Source organism: Neorhizobium sp. PAMB6716 (genome assembly GCF_058242805.1).
The window spans coordinates 3,736,065-3,760,625 of record NZ_CM177835.1 but is presented as its reverse complement, the minus strand read 5'-3'; the positions used below and the strand labels follow the sequence as shown (position 1 = coordinate 3,760,625).

The 24,561-nt window shown below is 61.9% G+C and carries 15 protein-coding genes; 6 read left to right on the top strand and 9 right to left on the bottom strand.

Going from position 1 to position 24,561, the window contains the following annotated elements:
- Positions 1-14: 14 nt before the first annotated feature.
- Positions 15-2,363 carry a xanthine dehydrogenase family protein molybdopterin-binding subunit gene (locus AC4CWH_RS18150; protein ID WP_491319800.1) on the bottom strand — a complete coding sequence of 783 codons (2,349 nt, stop codon included), beginning with the start codon at positions 2,361-2,363 and terminating at the stop codon, positions 15-17.
- Positions 2,364-2,477: 114 nt separating this feature from the next.
- Positions 2,478-2,969: a (2Fe-2S)-binding protein gene (locus tag AC4CWH_RS18145; protein ID WP_491319799.1), complete on the bottom strand. Its 492-nt coding sequence runs from the start codon at positions 2,967-2,969 to the stop codon at positions 2,478-2,480.
- Between the two features lie 272 nt (positions 2,970-3,241).
- On the opposite strand from AC4CWH_RS18145, the gene AC4CWH_RS18140 reads away from it, so the two are divergent.
- The 6 genes from AC4CWH_RS18140 (at position 3,242) to AC4CWH_RS18115 (ending at position 15,320) form a co-directional block, all read left to right on the top strand.
- Positions 3,242-3,499 (top strand): YMGG-like glycine zipper-containing protein, encoded by a 258-nt coding sequence (locus AC4CWH_RS18140; protein WP_491283447.1) that lies wholly within the window; start codon positions 3,242-3,244, stop codon positions 3,497-3,499.
- A 180-nt stretch (positions 3,500-3,679) separates the two neighbouring features.
- Positions 3,680-5,593, top strand: coding sequence for an autotransporter assembly complex protein TamA (locus AC4CWH_RS18135; RefSeq protein ID WP_491319798.1), 1,914 nt, complete (start codon positions 3,680-3,682; stop codon positions 5,591-5,593).
- A 65-nt stretch (positions 5,594-5,658) separates the two neighbouring features.
- Positions 5,659-11,757 carry a translocation/assembly module TamB domain-containing protein gene (locus AC4CWH_RS18130; RefSeq protein WP_491319797.1) on the top strand — a complete coding sequence of 2,033 codons (6,099 nt, stop codon included), beginning with the start codon at positions 5,659-5,661 and terminating at the stop codon, positions 11,755-11,757.
- 289 nt (positions 11,758-12,046) lie between these two features.
- Positions 12,047-13,834: a methyl-accepting chemotaxis protein gene (locus AC4CWH_RS18125; protein WP_491319796.1), complete on the top strand. Its 1,788-nt coding sequence runs from the start codon at positions 12,047-12,049 to the stop codon at positions 13,832-13,834.
- Positions 13,834-14,313: a chemotaxis protein CheW gene (locus AC4CWH_RS18120; RefSeq protein ID WP_491283442.1), complete on the top strand. Its 480-nt coding sequence runs from the start codon at positions 13,834-13,836 to the stop codon at positions 14,311-14,313. Before AC4CWH_RS18125 ends, AC4CWH_RS18120 begins: the two co-directional genes overlap by 1 nt.
- 161 nt (positions 14,314-14,474) lie before the next feature.
- Complete coding sequence (locus AC4CWH_RS18115; protein WP_491319795.1) at positions 14,475-15,320, top strand: asparaginase domain-containing protein; 846 nt, start codon at positions 14,475-14,477, stop codon at positions 15,318-15,320.
- 76 nt (positions 15,321-15,396) lie between these two features.
- On the opposite strand, the gene AC4CWH_RS18110 is transcribed toward AC4CWH_RS18115, so the two are convergent.
- From AC4CWH_RS18110 to AC4CWH_RS18080, 7 genes are all read right to left on the bottom strand, one after another.
- Positions 15,397-17,049 (bottom strand): OFA family MFS transporter, encoded by a 1,653-nt coding sequence (locus AC4CWH_RS18110; protein ID WP_491283440.1) that lies wholly within the window; start codon positions 17,047-17,049, stop codon positions 15,397-15,399.
- Between the two features lie 81 nt (positions 17,050-17,130).
- Positions 17,131-17,475, bottom strand: a complete 345-nt coding sequence (locus AC4CWH_RS18105) for a formate dehydrogenase subunit delta (protein ID WP_491319794.1) — start codon at positions 17,473-17,475, stop codon at positions 17,131-17,133.
- Positions 17,453-18,289 carry a formate dehydrogenase accessory sulfurtransferase FdhD gene (gene fdhD, locus AC4CWH_RS18100; RefSeq protein ID WP_491319793.1) on the bottom strand — a complete coding sequence of 279 codons (837 nt, stop codon included), beginning with the start codon at positions 18,287-18,289 and terminating at the stop codon, positions 17,453-17,455. The genes AC4CWH_RS18105 and fdhD overlap by 23 nt, the downstream gene beginning before the upstream one ends.
- A complete protein-coding gene (gene fdhF / locus AC4CWH_RS18095; protein WP_491319792.1) occupies positions 18,286-21,168 on the bottom strand; it encodes a formate dehydrogenase subunit alpha in 2,883 nt (960 codons plus the stop codon). The genes fdhD and fdhF overlap by 4 nt, the downstream gene beginning before the upstream one ends.
- A 250-nt stretch (positions 21,169-21,418) precedes the next feature.
- The gene (locus AC4CWH_RS18090) at positions 21,419-22,975 is read right to left on the bottom strand and encodes a formate dehydrogenase beta subunit (RefSeq protein ID WP_491319791.1); all 1,557 of its coding nucleotides are present in this window, start codon (positions 22,973-22,975) and stop codon (positions 21,419-21,421) included.
- Positions 22,972-23,451, bottom strand: a complete 480-nt coding sequence (locus tag AC4CWH_RS18085) for a formate dehydrogenase subunit gamma (RefSeq protein ID WP_491319790.1) — start codon at positions 23,449-23,451, stop codon at positions 22,972-22,974. The genes AC4CWH_RS18090 and AC4CWH_RS18085 overlap by 4 nt, the downstream gene beginning before the upstream one ends.
- Before the next feature lie 153 nt (positions 23,452-23,604).
- Positions 23,605-24,540 (bottom strand): LysR family transcriptional regulator, encoded by a 936-nt coding sequence (locus AC4CWH_RS18080; RefSeq protein ID WP_491319789.1) that lies wholly within the window; start codon positions 24,538-24,540, stop codon positions 23,605-23,607.
- Positions 24,541-24,561: the final 21 nt, after the last annotated feature.

Genomic DNA, 24,561 nt, shown 5'->3' with positions numbered 1-24,561 from the left:
GCTCTCCCCTTATCTCAGTGGCCGGCCTGCAATGCGCTCCACACCTTGAGCGGCGTGGCGGGCATGTGCAGGTGGTTGATGCCGATGGCATCGGTGATGGCATTGATGAGCGCCGGCGGCGAACCGATGGCACCCGCTTCGCCGCAACCCTTGATGCCGAGCGGATTTCCAGGGCACGGGGTGTTCTGGTGCGACAGCGTGAAGGACGGAAGATCATCGGCGCGCGGCATGGCGTAATCCATGTAGCTTGCCGTCAGAAGCTGGCCGTTCTGTTCATCGTACCGCACCTCTTCCAGAAGCGCCTGACCGATTCCCTGCGCCAACCCGCCATGCACCTGGCCCTCGACAATCATCGGGTTGATGATGTTGCCGAAATCGTCGGCCGCGACGAATTGCACGATCTCCGTCTTGCCGGTTTCCGGATCGATCTCGACCTCGGCGATGTAACAGCCGGCCGGGAAGGTGAAGTTGGAGGGATCGTAGAAGGCGGTTTCCTTCAGTCCCGGCTCCATGCCCGAGGGCAGGTTATGGGCGGTATAGGCGGCAAGCGCGACTTGAAACCACGGCAGGCTCTTATCCGTGCCGGCCACCTTCACATCGCCGTTTTCAATGACGATGTCGCTTTCATCCGCCTCCATCAGGTGGGCGGCGATCTTCTTTGCCTTCATCTCCACCTTGTCGAGCGCCTTCACCACCGCCGACATGCCGACGGCACCGGAGCGCGAGCCATAGGTGCCCATGCCCATCTGCACCTTGTCGGTGTCGCCATGGACGATGTTGACGCTGGCAATCGGCACGCCCAAACGATCGGCAATCAGCTGGGCAAAGGTGGTTTCATGACCCTGGCCGTGGCTGTGCGAGCCGGTGAGCACCTCGATCGTGCCGACGGCGTTGACCCGCACCTCCGCTGATTCCCAGAGGCCGACACCGGCGCCGAGGGAGCCGACAGCCTGAGACGGCGCAATGCCACAGGCCTCGATATAACAGCTCATGCCGATGCCGCGTTTCATGCCGCGGCCTGCCGCCTCAGCACGCCGGGCAGGGAAACCATCCCAATCGGCCGCCTGCATGGCCGCATCGAGCGAAGCATCATAATCGCCCGCGTCATAATTCATGATGACAGGCGTCTGGTAGGGGAAGCTGCGGATGAAGTTTTTCCGCCGAAGTTCGGCCGGCGAAAGACCCAGTTCACGCGCCGCCACTTCCATGGTGCGCTCCAGAAGATAGGTCGCTTCCGGCCGCCCTGCCCCGCGATAGGCATCGACGGGAACGGTGGTCGTATAGACCGTGCGCACATTCGCATGGATCGCCGGAATGGCATATTGGCCCGATAGAAGCGTCGCATAGAGGTAAGTCGGCACGGCTGACGAGAAGAGCGACATATAGGCGCCGAGATTGGCGATCGTATCCACCTTCAGGCCGATGATGCGGTGATCGGCATCGAACGCCATCTTGACCTTCGACACGTGGTCGCGGCCATGGGCGTCGGTGAGGAAGGCTTCCGTGCGATCCGACGTCCATTTGACCGGCACGCCGGTTTTCTTGGACGCCCAGAGACAGACGATCTCTTCCGGGTAGATATAGATCTTCGAACCGAAACCGCCGCCGACATCGGGTGCGATCACCCTCAGCTTGTTTTCCGGCGCGACATTATAAAAGGCGCTCATCACGAGGCGCGCCACATGCGGGTTCTGGCTGGTCGTGTAGCAGGTGAAATGGTCTTCCGCCGCGTCATAGATGCCAAGCGTAGCCCGTGGCTCCATCGGGTTCGGTGACAGGCGATTGTTGAGGATCTCGATTTCGGTGACATGGGCGGCAGCAGCAATCGCCGCATCCGTTGCCGCGCCATCACCAATCTGCCAGTCGAAGATCAGATTGCCGGGCGCTTCCGGATGGATCTGCGGAGCGCCGGCCTCAAGGGCGGCCACCGCGCTGGTGACGGCCGGAAGCTCCTCGTAATCAACGATGACGGCTTCTGCCGCATCGCGGGCTTCGGCGGCACTATCGGCCACAACGATGGCGACCGCATCACCGACATAACGCACGGTATCGATCGCGAGCGGACGCCAGGCGCCCATCTTCATCGGCGTGCCATCCTTGGAATGGATCATCCAGCCGCAGATGAGATTACCGATACCATCCGCCTGCAATTGCCGGCCTTCCAGCACATCGATGACGCCGGGCATGGCCCTCGCACCCTCGATGTCGATGCCGCTGATTTTCGCATGCGCGTGCGGGCTGCGCACAAAGGCTGCGAACTTCATGCCGGGCACAACCATGTCGTCGGTGTAACGACCCTTGCCGGTCAAAAACCGCTTGTCTTCCTTGCGGGCGACGCGCGCACCAATGCCTTCCATTCCCATTATCGTCTCCTCCCGAAACGAGCGAATAGCGAGTGGCGAATAGTCAGTGGAGCAGAACGACACGAACGGACCGCTGTGCGGCCGAACCATGGGCTCCCTGCTATCCGCTCCGGATTATTCTGCTGCCTGGCGCGCGGCGCCCTGCATCTCTTCATTGGCTGCCAGCACCGCCTTGACGATGTTGTGATAGCCGGTGCACCGACAGATATTGCCGTCCAGCTCATGGCGAACCGTGTGTTCGTCAAGATCACCGCCATGGCGGGCGATCATGTCGACGGCGGTCATCACCATGCCGGGCGTGCAGAAGCCGCATTGCAGGCCGTGATGGGTGTTGAAAGCCGCCTGCACCGGGTGCAGTTCGCCCTGGCCGGCAATGCCTTCGATGGTGGTGACGGTGGAGCCGGCGGCCTGGACCGCAAGGATGGAACAGCTCTTGACCGAGCGGCCATCCAGATGCACCACGCAGGCGCCGCACTGTGTCGTATCACAGCCGACATGCGTGCCCGTCAGCCCCAGTTTCTCGCGGATGAAATGCACGAGCAGCGTGCGATCGTCGCACTCGCCCGACATCGTCCGGCCGTTTACCGTCAACGTCACTTTCGTCATGATTCCTCCCGCGCCTCCTCAAGCACTGACGTGTCTCCTCAAACACGTTGATGCATCATTTGCCTTTTTCGACGGGCGATCAACCGATACTTTTCGGGGGCATCCCTTTCGGGGAGCATGAGATTGCCACTTTGTTAAAAGAAAGCTGAAATGTGCGTCTGGACTTCCAGATTTTGAATCTTATTCTCCCGTGCAGCGGTTTGACGCAGCTGGCCGGGAGGACGACGACGAGCTTCGGAACGATCAGCGCTTGTGACAACGTGGAGAGAGTAATGAAAAAGGCTTTTGTGCTTCTTTTGGTCGGCCTGTCGGTGGCTGGCTGCACGCAGACGGAAAAGGGTGCCGGCATCGGTGCTGGCACGGGGGCCATCATCGGCGGCCTGGCAACCGGCAATGTTCGCGGTGCAGCCGTCGGTGCTGCCATCGGCGGTGTTTCGGGCGCGGTGATCGGTTCGGTTTCCGAACAGCCGGGTCAGTGCTACTATCGTGACCGCTACGGCAACCGTTATGTGGACCGTTGCCCGCGCTGATCGCTTAAGCGCCGGAACACGGCGAAAATTCAGGCCCCGGGTCCATGCCCGGGGCTTTGTCGTAGAGGATGTGACATAAAATCAGTACCCACTGATTGAATTTGCGGTTAAATTAGCAGAATGTTGAACGGGCGATGACGCCTGCAGGGTGGGAACGCCAAACTGAGTACGTGTAACGACATGCCGAGGCCACGCAGCACCACTGCGTCTCGAAAGGCCGGCGTCGCAGCTTTCCTGGCAGCGATGATTGTGGCATGGCCGGGATTCGCGCCGGATGCCTTAGCATTCAAGATTTTCGGGCTGACCCTGTTCGAAAGTGACGATGACAGGACTGATGTCATCGACCCCGTCACGTATGCTGCAACCATCAACACCACCACGGCAGAAGGCGACCTGAAGGACCGGCTGGAAACGGCAACGGCGCTGGTCAATGATGAAAAGCAGCCCGTCTCCGGTGACCTCGGCCTCGTCATCAAGGCGCGCGAAGACCGCGAACGCCTGGTGGCCGTGCTTTACGAAGAAGCCCGTTACGGCGGCGTGGTGCGCATTTCCATCGCCGGCACCGATCTGGACAAGCTGCCGCCCACGCCGACCTTCGACCACAGCCAGCCGGTTCCGGTGACCGTGACCGTGGAGCCCGGCCCCGTGTTTACCCTTGGCAGCGTTTCGCTGACAGACGATGCGGCAGGCCTTGATCCGGAAACCTATGACCTGACGCCCGGTGGACCTGCCGGTTCGCTGCACCTCATCAAGGCCAGCGAGCGCATCGTGCGAGACCTGAAGGCGCAAGGGCGGCCCCTGGCAAAGCTGACCGCGCGTGAAGTGATTGCCGACCATGCCACCAATACCGTTGCCGTCACCATGAGCGCCAGCAGCGGCCCCGTCGCCCCGCTCGGCACCGTCACCGTCAAGGGCGCACGCGCCGTTTCCTCCGATTTCATTCGCCGTTATTCGCGTCTCGATGAACGTCAGGATTATTCGCCGGACCAACTGCGCAAGGCCGCAGAGCGTCTGCGCACGTTGAGCGCGCTGGCAAGCGTCACGGTTCGCGAATCCGATACGCTTGCGCCGGATGGCTCGCTTCCCCTCACCATCGAGGTCTCCGAGGGCAAATTCCGATATTTTGGCGCGGGCGCCGAATATTCTTCCATCGATGGCGCCGGATTGTCCGGCTACTGGGGGCACCGCAACCTGTTTGGCGAGGCCGAGCAGCTACGTATCGAAGCCAATGTTTCGGGCATCGGCGCCACCACCGATTACACGACCTTCGACTACACGGCCGGCATCTATTTCACCAAACCGGGCGCCTACCTGCCGCGCATCACGTTTGACACGAGCCTTGTTGCCAAACGCGAGACGCCCGACGCCTATACTGCCAATTCGGTGACAGCCCTTGCCAAATTATCCTACGAGCTGAACGACCGCGACACGGTGAGCGGCGGCGGGGAAGTGGCGTGGACCGAGGCTGAGGACGCCTTTGGCCGCAACACCTACCTGACGTTTTCGGCTCCTTTCACCTTCGAGCGCGATGGTCGCAACAACAAGCTGGAACCCACGGAAGGCTACCGGCTGACTGCCAGTGCGACGCCGAGCTACGAGGCCTATGGCGGAACGATCTTTTCGTCTTTCGAGGGCTCGCTCTCGGGTTATCTCGGCCTTGGCGACAGCGACCGACTGGTGCTGGCCGCACGCGTGGCCGGCGGCTCGGTGATCGGCGCAGACAGTCTCGTCGACATTCCAACGACGCGCCGCTTTTTTGCCGGCGGTGGCGGTTCCGTACGTGGCTACGCGTTTCGTGAAATCTCTCCCTATAACAGCGACAACGAGGCACTGGGCGGACGTTCCTATGCGCTCGCATCGTTCGAGGCTCGAGTGAAGGTGAACGAAAAGGTTGGAATAGTTCCGTTTTTTGACGTCGGCAGCGTCGCGACCGAAATCGTGCCCGATTTCTCCGATATCCGCATGGGCGCCGGTATCGGCTTGCGTTATGCAACGCCGTTCGGCCCGTTGCGACTGGATGTGGCGCTGCCGCTGAACCGCTATGACGGCGGCAGTCAATACGGTATCTATGCGGGCATCGGGCAGTCATTCTGATGTCGCGCAAACAGGAAGTTCAGGATAAGCACGTCCCGAAGGAAGCCAAGGATGAACCCGCGTCGATGAGATCATCGTCCCGCAAGACGGCCGGAATACTGCGCGCAGTGCTGATTGCTGCGGCGCTTCTGCTCGTGCTTGCGCTGGGCTTCGTGGCGTTCCTTGGCTTCGTGCCCGCCGGCCATCGCCTGACGGGGCAGTTTGCCTCCTCACTCCTGTCGTCGCCGGGCCAGAAAATCACCATTTCCCCGCCCCGTGGCCTGCTTACCGGACATCTTGAAATCGACCGGCTGACGGTATCGGACGCAAAGGGCGTTTATGCGCAGGCGCGTGACATCAATGTCGACTGGTCGCCGCTGTCGCTTCTGAAACGCACATTCCACGCCCAGAGCATCGCCATCGGCGGCGTTGAGGTTTCCCGTCCTCCGGTGCCGGTCAAGCCGGTACGCCAGCAGACGACGCAAAACACCGGCGGCGGCTTCTCCTTGCCCGTCTCCATCGATATCGACCGGATCAGCCTGCCCGACATCACCCTTGCTCCTGAAGTCACCGGGCGCAGCTTCCAGATTGCCGCCGAAGGCTCAGCCAATGCGACGGGCGAGCGCGTGGCACTGAAACTGTCGGCCAACCGCAAGGATGCGCCGAACGCCATTGCCAAGGCAGATCTCGTCTTCGCACCGGGCCAGAACGAGCTGAAGCTGCAGGCGCTGGTGGCAGAACCGCAAGGTGGGCTTCTGGCGCGCCTGCTGCATCTGCCCGGCGCACCCGCGCTGGCGCTGGCGCTGGATGGCCAGGGACCGCTGTCGAACTGGACCGGGCAGCTGCGCGGCACGGTCAACGGCGAGCCGGTCATCAGCATGGACGGCCAGCACACGCTGACGGCGCAAGGCCGCCACCAGCTGCAGATGTCTGGCGGCGGGCAACTGGCCGAACTGCTGCCACCCACGCTGCGTCCCCTGTTTGCCGGGCGCACCGACATCAATGTCGGTGCCGTTATCAGCCCGAATGGCCGCATCGAGATCAGCAAGAGCGAGTTGACGACGGGCGCGATGCGGGTTGCCGCCTCCGGCGCACTCGATCCCTCCGGCGACAACAGCCTGACCGGCAGCGCAACCGCCACCAACGGCGCCGTGGCCATGGAATGGCCGCTGGACGACGAACCGTTGCGGTTTGCCCTCGACAACCTGAATTTCACCCTGACGGGGCCTGCCGAATCCTCCCGTTTTAATGCCACGGCGGCTCTGAAATCCTTGTCCACCGCGGACGCGCGCTTTACCCAGGTTCGCCTGCAGGCCGAAAGCGAAGACCTCAACCTGCGGCAATGGGCCGGCAGCGTGCGCACCCGCATTTCGGCAGCAGAGGCCAATTTCGCCAATCCCGATCTCGACCGCTTGATCGACGGACCCATTCGGCTCGATGCCCCCATAAGGCTTGCCCTGCCGGCCATCGGGCTTGATGCCTCGACCTTCGAAAGTGCCAATATTTCCGGCACGATCAGCGGCGCCTATAATCTGTCGCAGCAGTCCGTCACCGGAAATCTGCGCATGTCGCTCAACCCGAACGGCCTGCCGGAGGTGGCGGAACAGTATCTCGACGGCATGATCGGCTTCGAGGGTTATATCGATGGCGTGATCGGCGGGCGCATGAGCCTCGAAAACCTGGTCGTCAAATCCAGCGTTCTGGAAGGCCACGGCAATGTGCTGCTGCAGGACGGCAAGCTGGACGCCCATCTGGCCGGACGCGTGCCGGATCTTGCCAAGTTGCGTCCCGATGCCAAGGGTGCGGCCGGTTATGACGTCAAGCTGTCTGGACCGCTGGAGGCGCTGGGCGCCAAAGCCGCCATCAATGCGGCCGAAGCGCGGTTCAGCGGCCATCTGTTCGAGGGCATCATCCTGTCGTTTGATGGCACAGTCACCGGAGACGAGCCGAACGGAACCCTGCAGGCAGGCGGCCGGGTGGACGGAAAGCCGGTCAACCTGAAAACGCAGGTCCACCAGAAGGATGGCGTGGTTTCGCTTCCCGGCATGTTGCTGGAAGCCGGGGCCAACCGGGTGAGCGGCTCCCTTGCACTTTCGCCCGACTACCTGCCGTCGGGCAGGCTGGACTTTGCGCTGCCGGATATCGGGTTGTTGACCACGTTTGCCGGACAACAGGCAAGCGGCGACCTTACCGGCACGCTCGACCTCTCCAGTTCGAACGGCGTGGCAGCGGCCACGCTGAACGCATCCGGGCAGTCCATCGCCACGCAGGGCGTGACACTGGCAAATCCTGCGATCTCGGTGACCAGCAGCGACCTGAAGGCGCTTGCTGCAAATGGCACCCTTCGCGCCTCGCGCGTTTCGCTCGGCACGCAGATGGCTGATGATGTGACCCTCACACTTGCCCAGGCAGGCTCCAACACCGGCATCGATCTTGCTGCCCGTTATGGCGGAGCCCCGCTCTCCCTTGCCGGACACGTGGACCGCAGCAACGACAATGCCATGCGCATTGCCATCGACCGCTTTTCCGCAAATCTGGCCGGGATCGATCTTCATCTGCGGGAACCCAACACGATCCGGTTTGCTTCCGGACGCGCCGAGATCGGTGGCCTGAACCTTGCAGCCGGCGACGGGACTGTCCTGGTCGACGGAAGCGCCGGACAGCAGTTGAACATTGCGATCAGGGCGAGCGACGTTCCGGCGCAGCTTGCCAACGGCTTTGCTGCCAATCTCGGCGCGTCGGGCCACATCGGGGGGGCAGCAACCATCAGCGGCACTTCGGCTGCACCCGTTGTTCGCTACAGCTTGAACTGGGAGGATGCCGAACTTGCCGAGACCCGCACGCGCAGCATCCAGCCGCTTTCGCTCTCGGCGCGCGGGCGCTTCGAAAACGGCACCGTGACGATCGAGCGGGCGGGTATCGAGGGTCAGGACGGGCTTGATGTCTCCGCCAGCGGAACGATTGCGATCAGCGAACCGCGCCGTATCGTCCTGCAGGCCGATATCGCGTCGCTGCCGGCAGAACTGGCCAACAGTTTTCGCCCGCAACTGGCCACCAGGGGCACGGTGAAGGGCAGCGGCCGGGTGACCGGCACGGTCAGCGAACCGGTGGCTGAGTTCAATCTCTTGCTCACAGGCGCCTCGACCGCCGAAACCCGCAGTGCCGGCCTTGGTGACCTCATCGGTCGGTTGAACGGACGCTTCGAGAACCGCGTCCTCAGCATTGGCAAACTCACCATTTCCGGCACGCAGGGGCTTTCCGTCAACGCAAGCGGCACGCTCGGCCTTGACGGCGAGCGACCGATCACGCTGCGCTCCACGCTTGCCGCGGTGCCGGCGGGGCTGATCAATGCAGTGCGTCCGGATCTGAAGGCGCAAGGCGCATTGTCCGGCACCGTGACGGCCGCCGGCACACTTGCCGCGCCGCAAGCCGATTTCGACCTTCAGCTTGCCTCCGCATCTGCCGAAGCCACCCGCGCCGCCAATGTCGGACCGCTCAATGTCACCGCTCGTGGCCGTTTTGCCGATCAGGTGGTCACCCTTGCCGATGCGCGTCTGACCGGCGACAACGGCCTGAGCGCCCATGCGAACGGCACCGTCGGACTTGCCGGCGAAGGCGCCATAGCGCTTTCGGCGCAATTTTCTGCCCTGCCGGCCGCACTTGCAAACCTTGCGCGCCCGGGCCTTGCCGCAAGCGGCAGCGCCAGTGGCACGTTTTCGGCAAGCGGCACGTTTTCGGCCCCGGTTGCGACCTATGACGTGACGGTGGCTGATATCGCCACCAGCGAGAGCCGTGCGGCTGGCGTGAAGGCACTTGATCTTCGCGCGCTCGGCCGGTTCGAGAACGGCGTTCTGACGCTGGAACAGACCCAACTGAGCGATCCCTCCGGCCTGTCGCTCACCGCATCCGGCCGGGTGATCCTGACCGGGCCGCAGGCGCCGGCGCTCGATCTCAATGCCGATATCCGCGCCCTTCCCGCCAATCTTGCCAATGCCTTCATGCCGGATCTCGATGCAGGCGGCATCATCTCTGGAACCGTTTCGTCCACCGGCTCGCCGGAGGCGCCCGCCACGCAGTTTGATCTGAAATGGCAGGATGCGCAGACGCGCCAGACCCGCAGCGCCGCCCTTGCCGGACTTCAGGTCGACGCGCGCGGTACATTTGCCAACAACACGCTGACACTGGATGAGGCAGGGCTTTCCGGTCCATCGGGACTTTCCGCCTCCGCCAAGGGCACGGTCGGGCTCGCGGGAGACAAGCCGCTCGATCTCTCGGCAACCGTTGCATCACTGCCGGCCAGCCTGATCAGCGGCTTCGTACCTGACATCGATGCCGGCGGCACATTGTCCGGCACGGCTGCCATCGGCGGCACCGTTTCGGCCCCCGCGGTAAAGTACGATCTGCAATGGGCCGACGGCGTGATCCGCCGCCAGGGCGATGCCGGCATTTCGAACCTGACCCTGAAGGCTGCCGGCAGTTTTGACGGCGGACGCCTGACCCTTGGCGAAACACGGTTGACGGGTCCTGGTGGCCTTTCGATTTCGGCTGATGGTGCTGTCGTGCTCGGCGGCGAAGCGGGACCGATCCTCAATCTCAATGCAAACCTCACATCGGTTCCGGCAAGCCTTGCCAATGCCTTCGTTCCCGGGCTTGGCGCCACCGGCACGATCTCGGGCAAGGTTTCCGCCCTGCCCGGTGGCAGCGCCAATGGCGCGCGCTTTGATCTTGCCTGGGCCGATGCATCACTTGCCCAGACAACGAGCGCCGGCGTGCCGCCTTTCCGCATTGCCGCAAACGGCACATATGAAAACAACCGCCTTGCCTTCGAGACGCAGCTGGGTGGTGCCAGCGGCCTTGCCCTGCGCGGCAGCGGCAGCGTCGGACTGGCGGGAGACAGGCCCCTCGATGTACGTGTGCAGGGAGACGTGCCGTTTGCCCTTCTCGCCGCGCAACTGTCAGGCCAGGGTTTTGTGCTGGAAGGCGGTGCGAACCTCAACGTGACCGTTGGCGGAACGGCATCGGCACCCGCAGTTACCGGCACGGCGTCCACCTCCGGCGCACGGCTTATCGATGTCCGGCGCAACCTTGCCGTGAACGGCCTGGCCGGCTCCGTCGAGTTCAACCGCGACCGGGCCACGATCTCGCGCCTTTCCGGCACGCTGTCATCAGGCGGCACAGTGACCGTCAGCGGCTCTGTCGGTCTGAGAGACGGATTTGCAGCCGACCTCGATATCGCCCTCGACAATGCCACCTATGTCGATGGCAACCTGGTGACGGCAACGGTCAACGGCGCGCTCAACCTGTCCGGTCCCCTGTTGCAAGGTCCCAAGCTTGCCGGCAACGTCACGCTCCTGAAGGCCAACATCACGGTCCCCGCAAGTCTGCCGGCTTCGCTTGCCGAACTTAACGTCGAGCATCGCAATGCACCCGATGACGTGCGCGCCCTCCTGGAAAGCCTTCAGCCGAAGGGCGGCACGCAGACCAGCACTGGCATTGCTCTCGACCTGACACTGACTGCCCGCAACAACATTTTCGTGCGCGGACGTGGTATCGATGCGGAACTTGGCGGCTCGCTCACCATTCGTGGCTCGGCCGCCGACCCTGTGGTGACCGGCGGCTTTGAAATGCGGCGTGGCCGCATCGTCATCCTCACCAAGCGGCTGGATTTTACCACCGGCAAGATCACCTTCGGCGGCAGCCTGGTGCCCATCCTCGACCTTGTTGCCAGCACCTCATCCGATCAGACCACCATCAACATCACGGTAACAGGCCCTGCCAACAACCCGGATATTGTCTTCGGGGCATCGCCGTCGCTGCCGCAGGACGAGGTTCTGGCGCGGCTGATTTTTGGCCAGTCGATGTCACGCCTGTCTGCCCTGCAGATCGCGCAGTTGGCGGACGCGGTGACGCAGCTTGCCGGCGGCGGTTCGAACTCGCTGCTGCAGACGTTGCGCAGCGGGCTTGGCGTCGACGATATCGACATCAACACGGATGAAAGCGGCCAGACAAGCGTATCCGTCGGCCGTTATCTCAACAACCGCACCTATTTCCAGCTGGAGCAGGGCGGTAGCAGCGGCGGCGCCAAGGCTTCTATCAATCTCGATGTGGGGCGGGGTGTGAAGCTCAAGGGTTCCGCTGGCAGCGAGGGCGGTTCGGCGGGCATTTTCTACGAACGGGAATATTGAAGAAGCGCAGCGCAGGTCAAGACAGTCTGCCGCATTGACGTCAAGACCGAACACGGCCTCAAGATCCGCTCTCGATATTGGCAACAGCAGTTTCCCCAAAATCTTCCGTCTGCTTCATGTCTGCAGCCCCACCGCAAGGCGATGCAAACATTTGCATCTTTATTCATCCAACTATTAGATTTGACGCATTTTTAATGCATGGCCGCTACCTTGATGCGCAATTGCTCATGCAGCTGACAGGAACTGATGCAGGAGCACCATTGCCCTTCGATTGCACAAAGGTAAGTCCGTGACCCTCAGTTTCCTGCCGACCAGCGACGCCAGCAACTTGCTTACTGCGATCGGCCGCTCTCAGGCCTTGATCGAGTTCGATCTCAGCGGCCGTATCCTCACCGCCAACGAAAACTTCTGCCGCGCGCTTGGGTATACGCTTGCCGAGATCAAGGGAAAGCAGCACGCGATGTTCTGCGATCCCGCCTATACCCGGTCGGAGGACTACAAGCTCTTCTGGGCAAAACTTGCGCGAGGTGAGTTCCAGGCCGCCGAATACAAGCGCATCAGCAAGAACGGTAGCGATGTCTGGATCCAAGCCTCCTACAACCCCGTCAGCGTGCGCGGAAAAATCGTGAAGGTGGTGAAGATTGCCACAGACATTACGGCGGCAAAGCTGAAAGCAGCCGAAGATGCCGGCAAGATCGCGGCGATCTCGAAGATTCAGGCGGTCATCGAGTTCACCCCGAAGGGCGACATCATCACTGCCAACGAAAATTTCCTGAATTGCATGGGTTATAGTCCGAACGAAGTTCAGGGACGGCATCATAATATGTTCGTCGAGCAGGGTTTTCGCGACAGCCCGGAATACGCCACGTTCTGGAAGAAACTTGCTGGCGGCGAAGCGGTTGCTGCCGAATTCAAGCGCATCGGCAAGGGCGGCAAGGCCGTCTGGATCCAGGCCTCCTACAACCCGATCTTCGATGCTGACGGACGCGTGTTCAAGGTGGTGAAGTTTGCCACCGATATTACCGAACGCGTGCGTGCCGTGGATGATATTGCCGACGGACTGACGGCCTTGTCTCGTGGCGATCTGACCCACCGCATCACCCAGCCGTTTATTCCAAGCCTTGAGAAGATCCGTACCGACTTCAACGAATCAATGGAAAAGCTGCGGCAGGCCATGCAGATCGTTGGCGAGAATGCCGAAGCGATTGCATCCGGCTCCGAACAGATCCGCCAGGCCTCCAACAGCTTGGCCCAACGTACCGAACAGCAGGCAGCCGCCGTTGAACAGACGGCAGCCGCGCTGGATGAGATCACGCAGACGGTCGCGACCAGCGCAAAACGTGCCGAAGAGGCCGGACAACTGGTCGGCCGCACGACTGCCGGGGCCACGCATTCCGGCGAGGTGGTTAGCAATGCCATTTCCGCCATGGGCCAGATCGAAAACTCCTCCGGCGAAATTTCGTCGATCATCGGGGTTATCGACGACATTGCCTTCCAGACCAACCTTCTGGCGCTGAATGCCGGCGTCGAGGCCGCACGTGCCGGTGAAGCCGGCAAGGGTTTTGCCGTCGTGGCGCAGGAGGTGCGGGAACTCGCGCAGCGCTCGGCAAAGGCTGCCAAGGAAATCAAGGCGCTGATCAACACGTCAAGCCAGCAGGTGGCAAAGGGTGTGTCCCTTGTCGATGAGACCGGCAAGGCCCTGCAATCGATTATCGGCGAGGTCGACGATATCAACGGCAATATCGCTGCCATCGTCGAGGCCAGCCGCGAGCAGGCCACCGGCCTGAAGGAAATCAACAAGGCCATCAACCTGATGGACCAGAATACGCAGCAGAATGCGGCCATGGTGGAAGAATCCTCCGCCGCCAGCCACAGCCTGGCGCGCGAGGCGGATTCTCTCAGAACTCTCATTTCAAAATTCAGCTTTGGGAAACAATCTTCCTCTAAGGTAAGTGTTGCGCGACCCGATGCACGCCCTGTGGCATCTCCGGCTCGCTCACTCATGGCCAAGGTTGCACGCTCCAGTACCGGTGGCGCAGCCGCCGCCCAGGCATCGGAAAGTTGGGAAGAATTTTGATGGCTACGACGATCAACTCTACAAGCTACAGCGGCGAGATGCTTGAGATCATCGCGTTTCGCCTTCACGATCAGGAATTTTGCGTGAAGACGACCACGATCCGTGAAATTCGCGGCTGGGCACCGTCCACGCCAATCCCGCATGCACCGTCCGATGTCATCGGCGTGATGAACCTGCGCGGCTCGGTCATTCCGATCATCGATCTCGCCTACAAGCTGGGCATGAAGAGCACGGTTGCCAACGAGCGTTCGGCCATCGTCGTGGCCGAAGTACACAACATGGTCATCGGCATGCTGGTCGACCGCGTTTCGGACATCCTGACGATCCCGTCGGATCAGGTGCAGCCGGTGCCGGAGGTTTCGGCCTCCTTCGACAAGTCGTTTTCCGAAGGCATCATTGCCAATGAAAACGGCATGATCTGCTTCCTGAACCTGTCGAAAATGTTCAAGGGCAGCGATCTCGAAGACATGGCGGCCTGATCTGATCTTTCGGGCAGACAACACATTTCCAAGGGCAGCGCGGGAGACCGCCGCTGCCCTTTTTGCGTGCCTGCTTTCGTCGCCACGGCTCTACGCTTCTTGATCTTGGCAAGCGGCTGGACTACCAGACGGGCACCCCCTTGAATACTGAAGGACATCTCATGCGCCTGCTCCTCATCCACACCGGCGGAACGATCGGCATGGCGCAGGGGCCGGACGGACTTCAACCGCAGCAGGGGCTTGTGGAGACGGCCGTTGCCGAACGGTTGCCGCCTAAGACCACACTTTCGACCCATGTTTTCACGCCTCTTCTCGATAGTGCCGATGTCGGTCCGCGCCACTGGAACGAGATGCTGGATGCCATCCGCGCCCATCCTGACCTTCCGGTGATCATCACCCATGGCACCGATACCATGGCGTTTACCGGTGCGGCCTTGTCCCAGGCGCTGGCGGGTGAGGCACGCCGCATCATCCTCTGCGGCTCAATGATCCCGCTTGGCGAAGAAGGCGATGCGGACGAAAATCTTTCGCTGGCCATCAAGGCTGCCCTTGCCGGCGGTATCGGCGTCGATCTCGCCTTTGCCGGCAAACTTTTAGCCGCAGCAGGGCTGGTAAAACATGACAGCCACGCAATGGATGCCTTTCGTGCCCAGCGACAGGATGCCCCAAATGCGCCGCTCTCGCGCCGGTTCGATACGCGCCGCCTTGCCGTTTTGACGCTGACGCCAGGCATGCCGGCAGAGCTTCTTACGGCAGCACTCAACGTGCTTGATGGCGCCGTGCTCCGGGTCTTCGGTTCGGGAACGGCAATGAACGATCCGGCTATCATGGCAGCCCTTGCAGAGGCCGTCACAGAAGGCAAACGCATCCGCGCCGTCAGCCAGTGCGAGGCAGGCGGGCTGGAACCCGGCGCTTACGCAGCCGGCGCCGGTCTTTGGGCGACCGGCATTGAAAACGGTGGTGGCGAGACGCCGGAGGCAGCCCTCATCCATCTCTGGCTGAACTGATCCTCTCGCAAGTCGCCCAAAACGACGAAAGGCGACCCGCAAGGCCGCCTTCCCTCTTTTCTGTTTACAAAGCTGCTTATCCGAAGATCGCCAGGCTGTTCTTCAGCGTAACCCAGACGCCCCAGAGAAGGGGAATACCGACAACAGCCCAGGCCATGGCGGCTTTGGCATCAAAGCCACCCTTGCCAATGCCGAAGGAACCGGTCGGGCCGGCATTGGCCGCAGCTGTCTTCGCCTGAAGGGCTGCCACTTCCGCATCCGACATGAACCACTTGTCGGCGAGCGGCCTGACGAGGGCATTGGCCACGAGCCCCAGCGCCAGCATGCCGGCGAGGATATACATCGTGCCGGTGTAAAGAGCCGGCCCCGGCGCAACACCCGCCGCAATCTGGGCTTCGCGGATATAGTTGACGACAACAGGGCCGACGATGCCAGCTGTTGCCCAGGCCGTCAGTAGCCGGCCATGAATGGCGCCGACGAACTGCGTGCCGAAGATATCCGCAAGGTATGCGGGGATCGTGGCAAAGCCTCCGCCATACATCGACAGGATGATGCCGAAGGCCAGAACGAACAGAGCCTTGGAGCCGAGACCAGCCAGCGTCGGTGCCAGTGCATAAAGCACGATGCCGAGGATGAAGAAGCAGAAGTAGGTGTTCTTGCGGCCAATCTTGTCGGACATGGATGCCCAGAAGAAGCGGCCGCCAATGTTGAACAGCGACAAAAGCCCGGTAAAGCCGGCGGCAATTGCCGCAATCTGTGCTTTCTGGGCGACATCAAGCTGCGAGAAGGTGAGATCCGGCAGGCCGATCAGAGAGCCTGCAAAAATTTCCTGCAGCATGGGCGAGGCGACGCCGATAACACCGATGCCGGCGGATACGTTAAGGCAAAGTACGGCCCAGATCAGCCAGAACTGCGGCGTCTTGTGTGCATTCTTCAGATGAACGTGCCGAGTGGTTATCATGCTGCTTTTGGCAGCCGGCGGCGTCCAGCCTTCCGGGCGCCAGCCGGCGGGGGGAATGCGATAACCGAAAGCACCGCCCATCATGAAGACGAAATAGACGAGCGCCATGACCACAAAAGTCTGCCACACACCCACGGACATATCGGTCTTGAACGTGTTCATCAGGATGTTGGCGAGCGGTGCGCCAATCATCGCGCCACCGCCAAACCCCATGATGGCCATGCCGGTTGCCATGCCGCGCCGGTCCGGAAACCATTTGATGAGGGTGGACACAGGCGAGATATAACCAAGGCCAAGACCAATACCGCCGATCACACCGGCACCGAGCCACATCAGCCAGAGCTGGTGGAACATCACGCCGAGCGCTGCAACGAGAATACCGCCGCACCAGCAGCAGGCAGACACGAAGCCCGCCTTGCGCGGCCCGACGCGCTCCAGCCAGCCACCCCAGATGGCCGCGGAGCAGCCGAGGAGGACGAAGAACAGCGTATAGATCCAGCCAAGATCCGCCACGCGCCAGTTGCAGGCAGTCGTAAACAGCGCGCCTCCCAGCGTCAGCCCCGAGCAGCTTGGATCCGCGTTCGGAATGGCGCGGCTGAGCGGCAGCCAGAAGACGCTGAAGCCATAGGCCATGCCGATGCACAGATGAATGGCCAGCGCTGCCGGTGGCACAAGCCAGCGGTTGAAACCCGGTTTTGCAATGATTCGCTCTCTATCCAGGAAGCCGACACCCGCCATACTTCCCCCCGTCACGCCTGCTACTGCCATTGACAATACCTCCCTATGGAATGTCAGACATAAAAAATTGACATTGCGCCGGCCGATCCGGTCCGGCGCCCATCGTGTCGTTCAAGCGGTGCTTTCCGGCACGCTCGGCTCTGAAAGCGATTCCCCGGCGGCCGTCCCCTTGCCTCCCGGTGCGCCTTCGGCCGCATCGGCGCCCAGGCCGACAGCGCAATCATTGCTCTCGTCCGGGCGCTTGATGCGGGCCGATGCCAGGATGACCAGCGGCAGAAAACCGCCGGTGCCGGCATCGATCAACTCGAAGAAGCGACGTCGCATGCGCTTCTCCCAGAACTTGTTGATGTGGGTCGCCACGCCCTCCACCCGCACGTCCTGCGGCTGCGAGGCAAAGAAGGTCGCAATCTGGTTTGCCATGCGGACAAGCTTTTCATCCGTGTGATTGAGCGACATGGGTGGCACCTCCCTTTGCGGTCAAGCGGTCGGCATGGGTGAAGATTTCATAGTCATTGCCGCGCACGATGCCCACGAGCGTCATGCCGGCTTCTTCGGCGGTGCGGATGGCAAGGGCCGTCGGCGCGGAAATTGCGGCAAGCAGCGGGCTGCCAAGGATCGCCGCCTTCTGCACCATTTCCACCGACAGACGGCTCGTGACGACCACCACGCCCTCGGCCGGCGCCCAGCCCCCGAGAAGAACGGCGCCCACCAGCTTGTCGAGGGCATTGTGGCGCCCGACATCCTCGCGCATCGCAACCAATCCTTCGCCCGGCACATAAAAGCCGGCACCATGCACGGCTCGCGTTTCTCGGTTCAGCTGCTGTGCCTGGCCCATCAGGTCCATGGCGGTTGAAAGCTCGTCTGGCGACACTTGAAAACCATCGTCTGAGATCCGCGGCACCGTGCGGGTGGCCTGCTCGATGGATTCGATGCCGCAAAGCCCACACCCGACGGGACCTGCCATGCGCCGACGGCGAAGGGTCAGCGCTTCGGCGGTTGCGTCCTTCAACGTCACCTGTACATCGATGCCGTCGCCGGCCTCGACCGGTTCGATGGACAGGATTTCGCTCGCCGCGCGAATGATGCCCTCGGCCATGGAGAAACCAACGGCAAAATCTTCAAGATCCGCCGGCGTCGCCATCATCACTGCATGGGTGGAGCCGCCGAACGAAAAAGCGATCGGCACCTCTTCCGGCACCACCCGGCTGCCGGTGACGGTGCGTCCATCGCGCGACTGGATTTCAGCAACCGTGCGGGTGGTGGGTATCATTCCGCCGCTTCCAGCTTGGCTGCAATCCGCCGCGACCGACGCGACAGTTCCTCGTAATCCTCCTGCCATTCGGTCGGCCCGTTCGAGGGCGAGATCTGCACCGCCGTTACCTTGTATTCCGGGCAGTTGGTCGCCCAGTCGGAAAAGTCGGTGGTGATGACGTTGGCCTGCGTGTTCGGGTGATGGAAGGTGGTGTAGACGACGCCCGGCGCGACGCGATCGGTGATCAGCGCCCGAAGCGTCGTTTCACCGGCGCGGCTCGCAAGCTTCACCCAATCGCCATCCTTGATGCCGCGCTGTTCGGCATCGTGCGGGTGGAGTTCCAGCCGGTCCTCCTCGTGCCAGACCACATTTTCCGTGCGCCGCGTCTGGGCGCCGACATTGTACTGGGAGAGAATGCGGCCGGTGGTGAGAAGCAGCGGAAAGCGCGGGCCGGTGCGCTCGTCGGTTGCCACGTATTCCGTGCGAATGAACTTGCCCTTTCCGCGCACGAAGCCATCGACATGCATGATCGGCGATCCCACAGGAAACTTCTCGTTACACGGCCACTGCACCGAACCCATCTTTTCAAGATAATCGTAGGAGACGCCGGCAAAACTTGGGGTCGAGGCGGCAATCTCGTCCATGATCTGAGAAGGATGCGTATAGGCCCAGTTGAGCCCCATGGCCTGCGCCAGCTTCTGGGTCACTTCCCAATCCGCATAACCGTTCTTCGGCGTCATCACCTTGCGCACGCGGTTGATGCGGCGCTCGGCATTGGTAAACGTGCCGTCCTTTTCCAGGAAGGTCGAACCCGGCAGGAAGACATGGGCATAGTTTGCCGTCTCGTTGAGGAAGAGATCGTGAACCACGACACATTCCATGGCGGCAAGGCCCGCCGAAACATGCTTGGTATCGGGGTCGGACTGCAGGATATCCTCACCCTGAATGTAGATGCCCTTAAACGTGCCATCGACGGCGGCATCCAGCATGTTCGGGATACGAAGACCCGGCTCGTTGTTCAGTGTCACGCCCCAGAGCTTTTCAAAGGTCTCGCGCGTCGCATCGTCCGAGATGTGGCGATAGCCGGGAAGTTCGTGCGGGAAAGACCCCATGTCGCAGGAGCCCTGGACATTGTTCTGACCGCGCAACGGGTTCACGCCGACGCCGGGACGGCCGATATTGCCGGTAGCCATCGCCAGATTGGCAATCGCCATGACCGTGGTCGAGCCCTGGCTGTGTTCGGTCACACCGAGGCCGTAATAGATCGCGCCATTGCCGCCCTTGGCAAACAGGCGAGCGGCACCGCGCAGATCTTCTGGCGGTACACCGGTGAACTTTTCGGTTTCTTCCGGCGAATGCTCAGGCTCGGCCACAAATGCAGCCCAGTCCTCGAATTCGGACCAGTCGCAACGCTCGCGGATGAAGGCCTCATCAAACAGGCCCTCGGTAACGATGACATGGGCCAGCGCTGTCAGAACCGCAACATTGGTGCCGGGCTTCAGCGGCAGATGGAAGGAGGCTTCCACATGCGGAGTGCGTACCAGATCGATGCGGCGCGGATCAATCACGATCAGCTTGGCGCCCTTGCGCAGCCGCTTCTTCAACCGCGAGCCGAAGACTGGGTGACCGTCGGTCGGATTGGCACCGATGACCAGAACCACGTCGGAATGTTCGACCGAGTCGAAATTCTGCGTGCCGGCCGACGTGCCGAACGCCTGGCCGAGGCCATAACCGGTGGGCGAATGGCAGACGCGGGCGCAGGTATCGACATTGTTATTGCCGAAACCGGCGCGGATCAGCTTCTGCACGAGGAAGGTTTCCTCGTTGGTGCAGCGCGACGAGGTGATGCCACCGATAGATTCCCGGCCATACTGATACTGGATGCGGCGAAATTCCGAGGCGACATGCGCATAGGCCTCTTCCCAGGTAACCTCGCGCCAGGGATCGGAAATCTTCTCGCGGATCATCGGGTTGAGGATGCGGTCCGTATGGCTTGCGTAACCGTAGGCGAACCGACCCTTGACGCAGGAATGGCCGCGATTGGCCTGCCCATCCTTCCACGGCACCATGCGCACCAGTTCTTCGCCGCGCATTTCCGCCTTGAACGAACAGCCAACGCCGCAATAGGCGCAGGTGGTGACCATCGAATGCTCAGGCTGGCCGATCTCGATCACCGATTTTTCGGTGAGCGTCGCCGTCGGGCAGGCCTGCACGCAGGCGCCACAGGAAACGCATTCCGATGAGAGGAAGGCTTCATGCGCGCCGGGCGAGACGCGGCTGTCAAAACCGCGACCCTCGATGGTCAACGCAAACGTGCCCTGCACTTCCTCGCAGGCGCGCACGCAACGCGAACAGACGATGCATTTTGAGGGGTCGTAGGTGAAATACGGATTGCTCTCATCCTTCGGCAGCCACTGGGCATTCATGCCGCCCTCGACTGAACGTGCCTTCACATGGTTTTCGCCGTCATAACCATAACGCACATCTCGAAGGCCGACGGCTCCGGCCATGTCCTGAAGCTCGCAATCGCCATTGGCAGCGCAGGTCAGGCAGTCGAGCGGGTGGTCGGAGATATATAGCTCCATCACGCCCTTGCGGATCTGCTTCAGTCGCTCCGTCTGGGTGTGGACGACAAGGCCCGGCGCCACCGGCGTGGTGCAGGAGGCGGGGGTGCCGTTGCGGCCCTCCACCTCGATCAGACAGAGCCGGCAGGATCCGAAGGCGTCCACCATATCGGTGGCGCAGAGCTTTGGCACCTGAATGCCGGCTTCCATCGAGGCGCGCATGATCGAAGTGCCTTGGGGCACGGTAATCGCGCGGCCATCGATGGTGAGCGTTACCAGTTCGGTGGATTTCGAGGCGGGTGTACCGTAATCGATTTCAGGAACGAGGGGCATCAGACTGTCTCCTGTGCGAACTCGGCATGGACGCAGGACGAAAGACCCTCTCTGGCCTGCCGGCCATCTCCCCCACAAGGGGGGAGACGACTCGTGGCAGCCGCCTGCTCCAAAGGACATAACGAGCGAGGCAGTAACGGTAAGGTCACAGTCTTCGCTTGCGTTGGACGGGACGGTGCCGCGCGCTGAGCCCTCCCCCTTGTGGGGAGGGCGGCGAGCAAAGCGAGCGGGAGGGGACTTTCTTTGAAGCTCATTCCGCAGCCTCCCGCACCGGCACCGGCGCAAAATCCTCTGGAAAATGCGTCAGCGCACTCATCACCGGATAAGGCGTGAAACCACCCAGCGCGCAGAGCGAGCCAAATTTCATCGTGTTGCAGAGGTCTTCCAGCAGCACCTTGTTCTTTTCCGGCTCGATGCCCTTGGCAATCTTATCGACCACCTCGACACCCCGTGTGGAGCCAATCCGGCACGGCGTACATTTGCCACAGCTTTCGATGGCGCAGAATTCCATAGCAAACCGCGCCTGCTTCAGCATGTCCGCGGCCTCATCGAAAACAACCACGCCGGCATGGCCGATCAGGCCGCCGGCGGCCGTGAAGGATTCGTAGTCGAAGCTGGTGGAAAACAGCGAGGGCGGGAAATAGGCGCCGAGCGGACCGCCCACCTGCACCGCCTTCACCGGACGCCCGGTCAGCGTGCCGCCGCCGATCTCGTTCACCAGTTCGCCAAGCGTCAACCCGAAGGCGGTCTCGTAAAGACCGCCATGGCGGATATTGCCCGCAAGCTGGATCGGGATGGTGCCATGCGAGCGCCCGACGCCAAAATCGCGGTAAAAAGAAGCGCCGCGGTCGAGGATGATCGGGATGGACGCAAGCGACATGACGTTGTTGACGACCGTTGGCTTGCCGAACAGGCCTTCCAGAGCCGGAAGCGGCGGCTTTGCCCGGACGATGCCGCGCTTTCCTTCAAGGCTGTTGAGAAGCGAGGTTTCCTCGCCGCAGACATAAGCGCCGGCGCCTTCGCGCACTTCCATATCGAAGGCGTAAGGCGAACCCAACACGGACGGCCCGAGAATACCGGCAGCCCTTGCAATGGCGATTGCCTCTTCCATGGTCCGGATGGCATGCGGATATTCGGAACGGGTGTAGATATAGCCCTTCGTCGCACCGACCGCGATGCCGGCAATCGCCATGCCCTCGATCAGCACGAAGGGATCGCCTTCCATGATCATGCGGTCTGCAAACGTGCCACTGTCGCCCTCATCGGCATTGCAGACGATGTATTTCTGATCGCCGCGCGCGTCCGCGACCGTCTTCCACTTGATGCCTGTGGGAAAGCCGGCACCGCCGCGACCGCGCAGGCCACTCGCCGTGACCTCAGCCACAATCTCGGCCGGCGAAATCGCGACAGCCTTTTCCAGCCCCTTCAGGCCCTGGTAATGGCGGTAATCCTCCAGAGACAGCGGATCTGTCACACCGCAGCGCGCAAACGTAAGCCGTGTCTGACCTTTCAGGAACGGGATCTCTTTCGTGAGCCCATGCGCCAGCTTATGGTTGCCACCGGACAGGAAATCCGCCTCGAAGAGCGAGGGTACGTCGGAGGGTTTGACCGGCCCGTAGGCCACGCGGCCATGATCGGTGCGCACCTCCACCAGCACTTCCAGCCACAGCAGACCACGCGAACCATTGCGCACCACATGGACGTCGAGATTGCGGGCGTGCGCTTCGGTGATGATGGCAGAAGCGACACGATCGGCACCAACGGCTAGGGCTGCCGCATCGCGCGGCACGAAAACGGTCACGCTCATCGGCGCGCCTCCGTCACCATGTCGGAAAGACAGTGTTCGTCGAGCCTTCCATAAACCTCGCCATCCAGCATGGCCGCCGGGGCGCAGGCGCAGAGGCCAAGACAGAAGACCGGTTCCAGCGTCACCGCGCCATCAGGCGTCGTCTCATGCCAGTCGATGCCGAGGCGAGCTTTGACACCCTCCGCCAGATCTTCGCTGCCCATGGCCTGACAGGCCTCGGCGCGACAGAGTTTCAGCGTGTGGCGGCCGGCCGGGTGACTGCGAAAATCATGATAGAAGGACACAACGCCATGCACTTCGGCCCGCGACAGGTTCAGCGCCTGCGCAATCACCTGCTTGGCGCTTTCCGGAATAAAGCCGAATTCCGCCTGCACCTTGTGCAGGATCGGCAACATCGGCCCTTCCAGCTGCCGACAGTCCTCGATGATGGCGGAAATCCGGGTCGCCTCATCCGTTGCGACCGCACGCATGTTCATCAGCCAGTCCTCCCAAACCGACGTGCCAGCACAGCCAGAGCAGTGATGCGGAGTCTGAACTTGGCACATTTCGAAGCACATATTCGAAGATCAAGTCGTCCGCGGCACAGCCACCAGTCTTGCCTTTAGTGAAGGATGACTAACGCTACAGGCTCAGGTCAATAACGGCATTCCGTTGATTGATAGGAAATTTCTATCAAAGGCAGATGCTGCAGCGCGGGATCGCGCTTCATGCAGCAGCGCGGAAACCAGCGGCGTGTGCGGTTCCCGATGCGTTGCGACCAGTCCGACCAGATGTTCGGCATCGGGTTCGGAAATCGGAATCATCCGGATCTGCTCGGGAAAACCGAAGGATTCCGCCACGTTACGGGGCATGATCGAGGCCCATTGTCCGGTGCGGATATGGGAAAACAAGACAATCATCGAATTGGATTCCAGCGTCGGCTTGGCCACCACGCCGGCTTCTGCCATGTGTTTGTTGATGATGCGGCGGTTCTGCATATCCGGCGTCAATAGGCAAAGCCGAAGGTTGGAAACCTCCTGCCATGTCACCACGTCCCGGTCGGCAAGCGGTGTGCCTGCGGCTGCAATGAGGTGATACCGTTCCGAATAGAGCGGCACGGTGGTTACGCGGCCGAGCGGTTCATTGTCGAGATAGGTGATTCCGGCGTCGATCTCGAGGTTTTCAAGTTGGCTCAGCACCTGCAGCGAGGTGCGCGAAGTAATGGAAAAGGTGACCGCCGGGTGGCGCGCCTGAAACGGCTCGGTCAATTTCGGCACCATGGCAAGGGCGGTCGGTATGACGGCAACGCGGATATGGCCGGCAAGTCCCTTGCGGGCGGCCCGCATTTCCTCGCGCATGGTGCGGGTATCGCCAACGATCCGGCGCGCCCATTCCAGCACGCGCTGCCCCTCCGGCGTCAACCCCTGGAAACGCGAGCCGCGCACCACAAGCACGACGCCCAGCTGGTCTTCCAGCTGCCGGATGGCGGCCGACAGCGTCGGTTGGGATATTCCGCACTCCTCCGCCGCCCGGCCAAAATGCGAGGCACCGGCAAGGGCAATGAAGAATTCGAGCTTGTCGATCATGGGTCCTCCGGACGTCTTTCC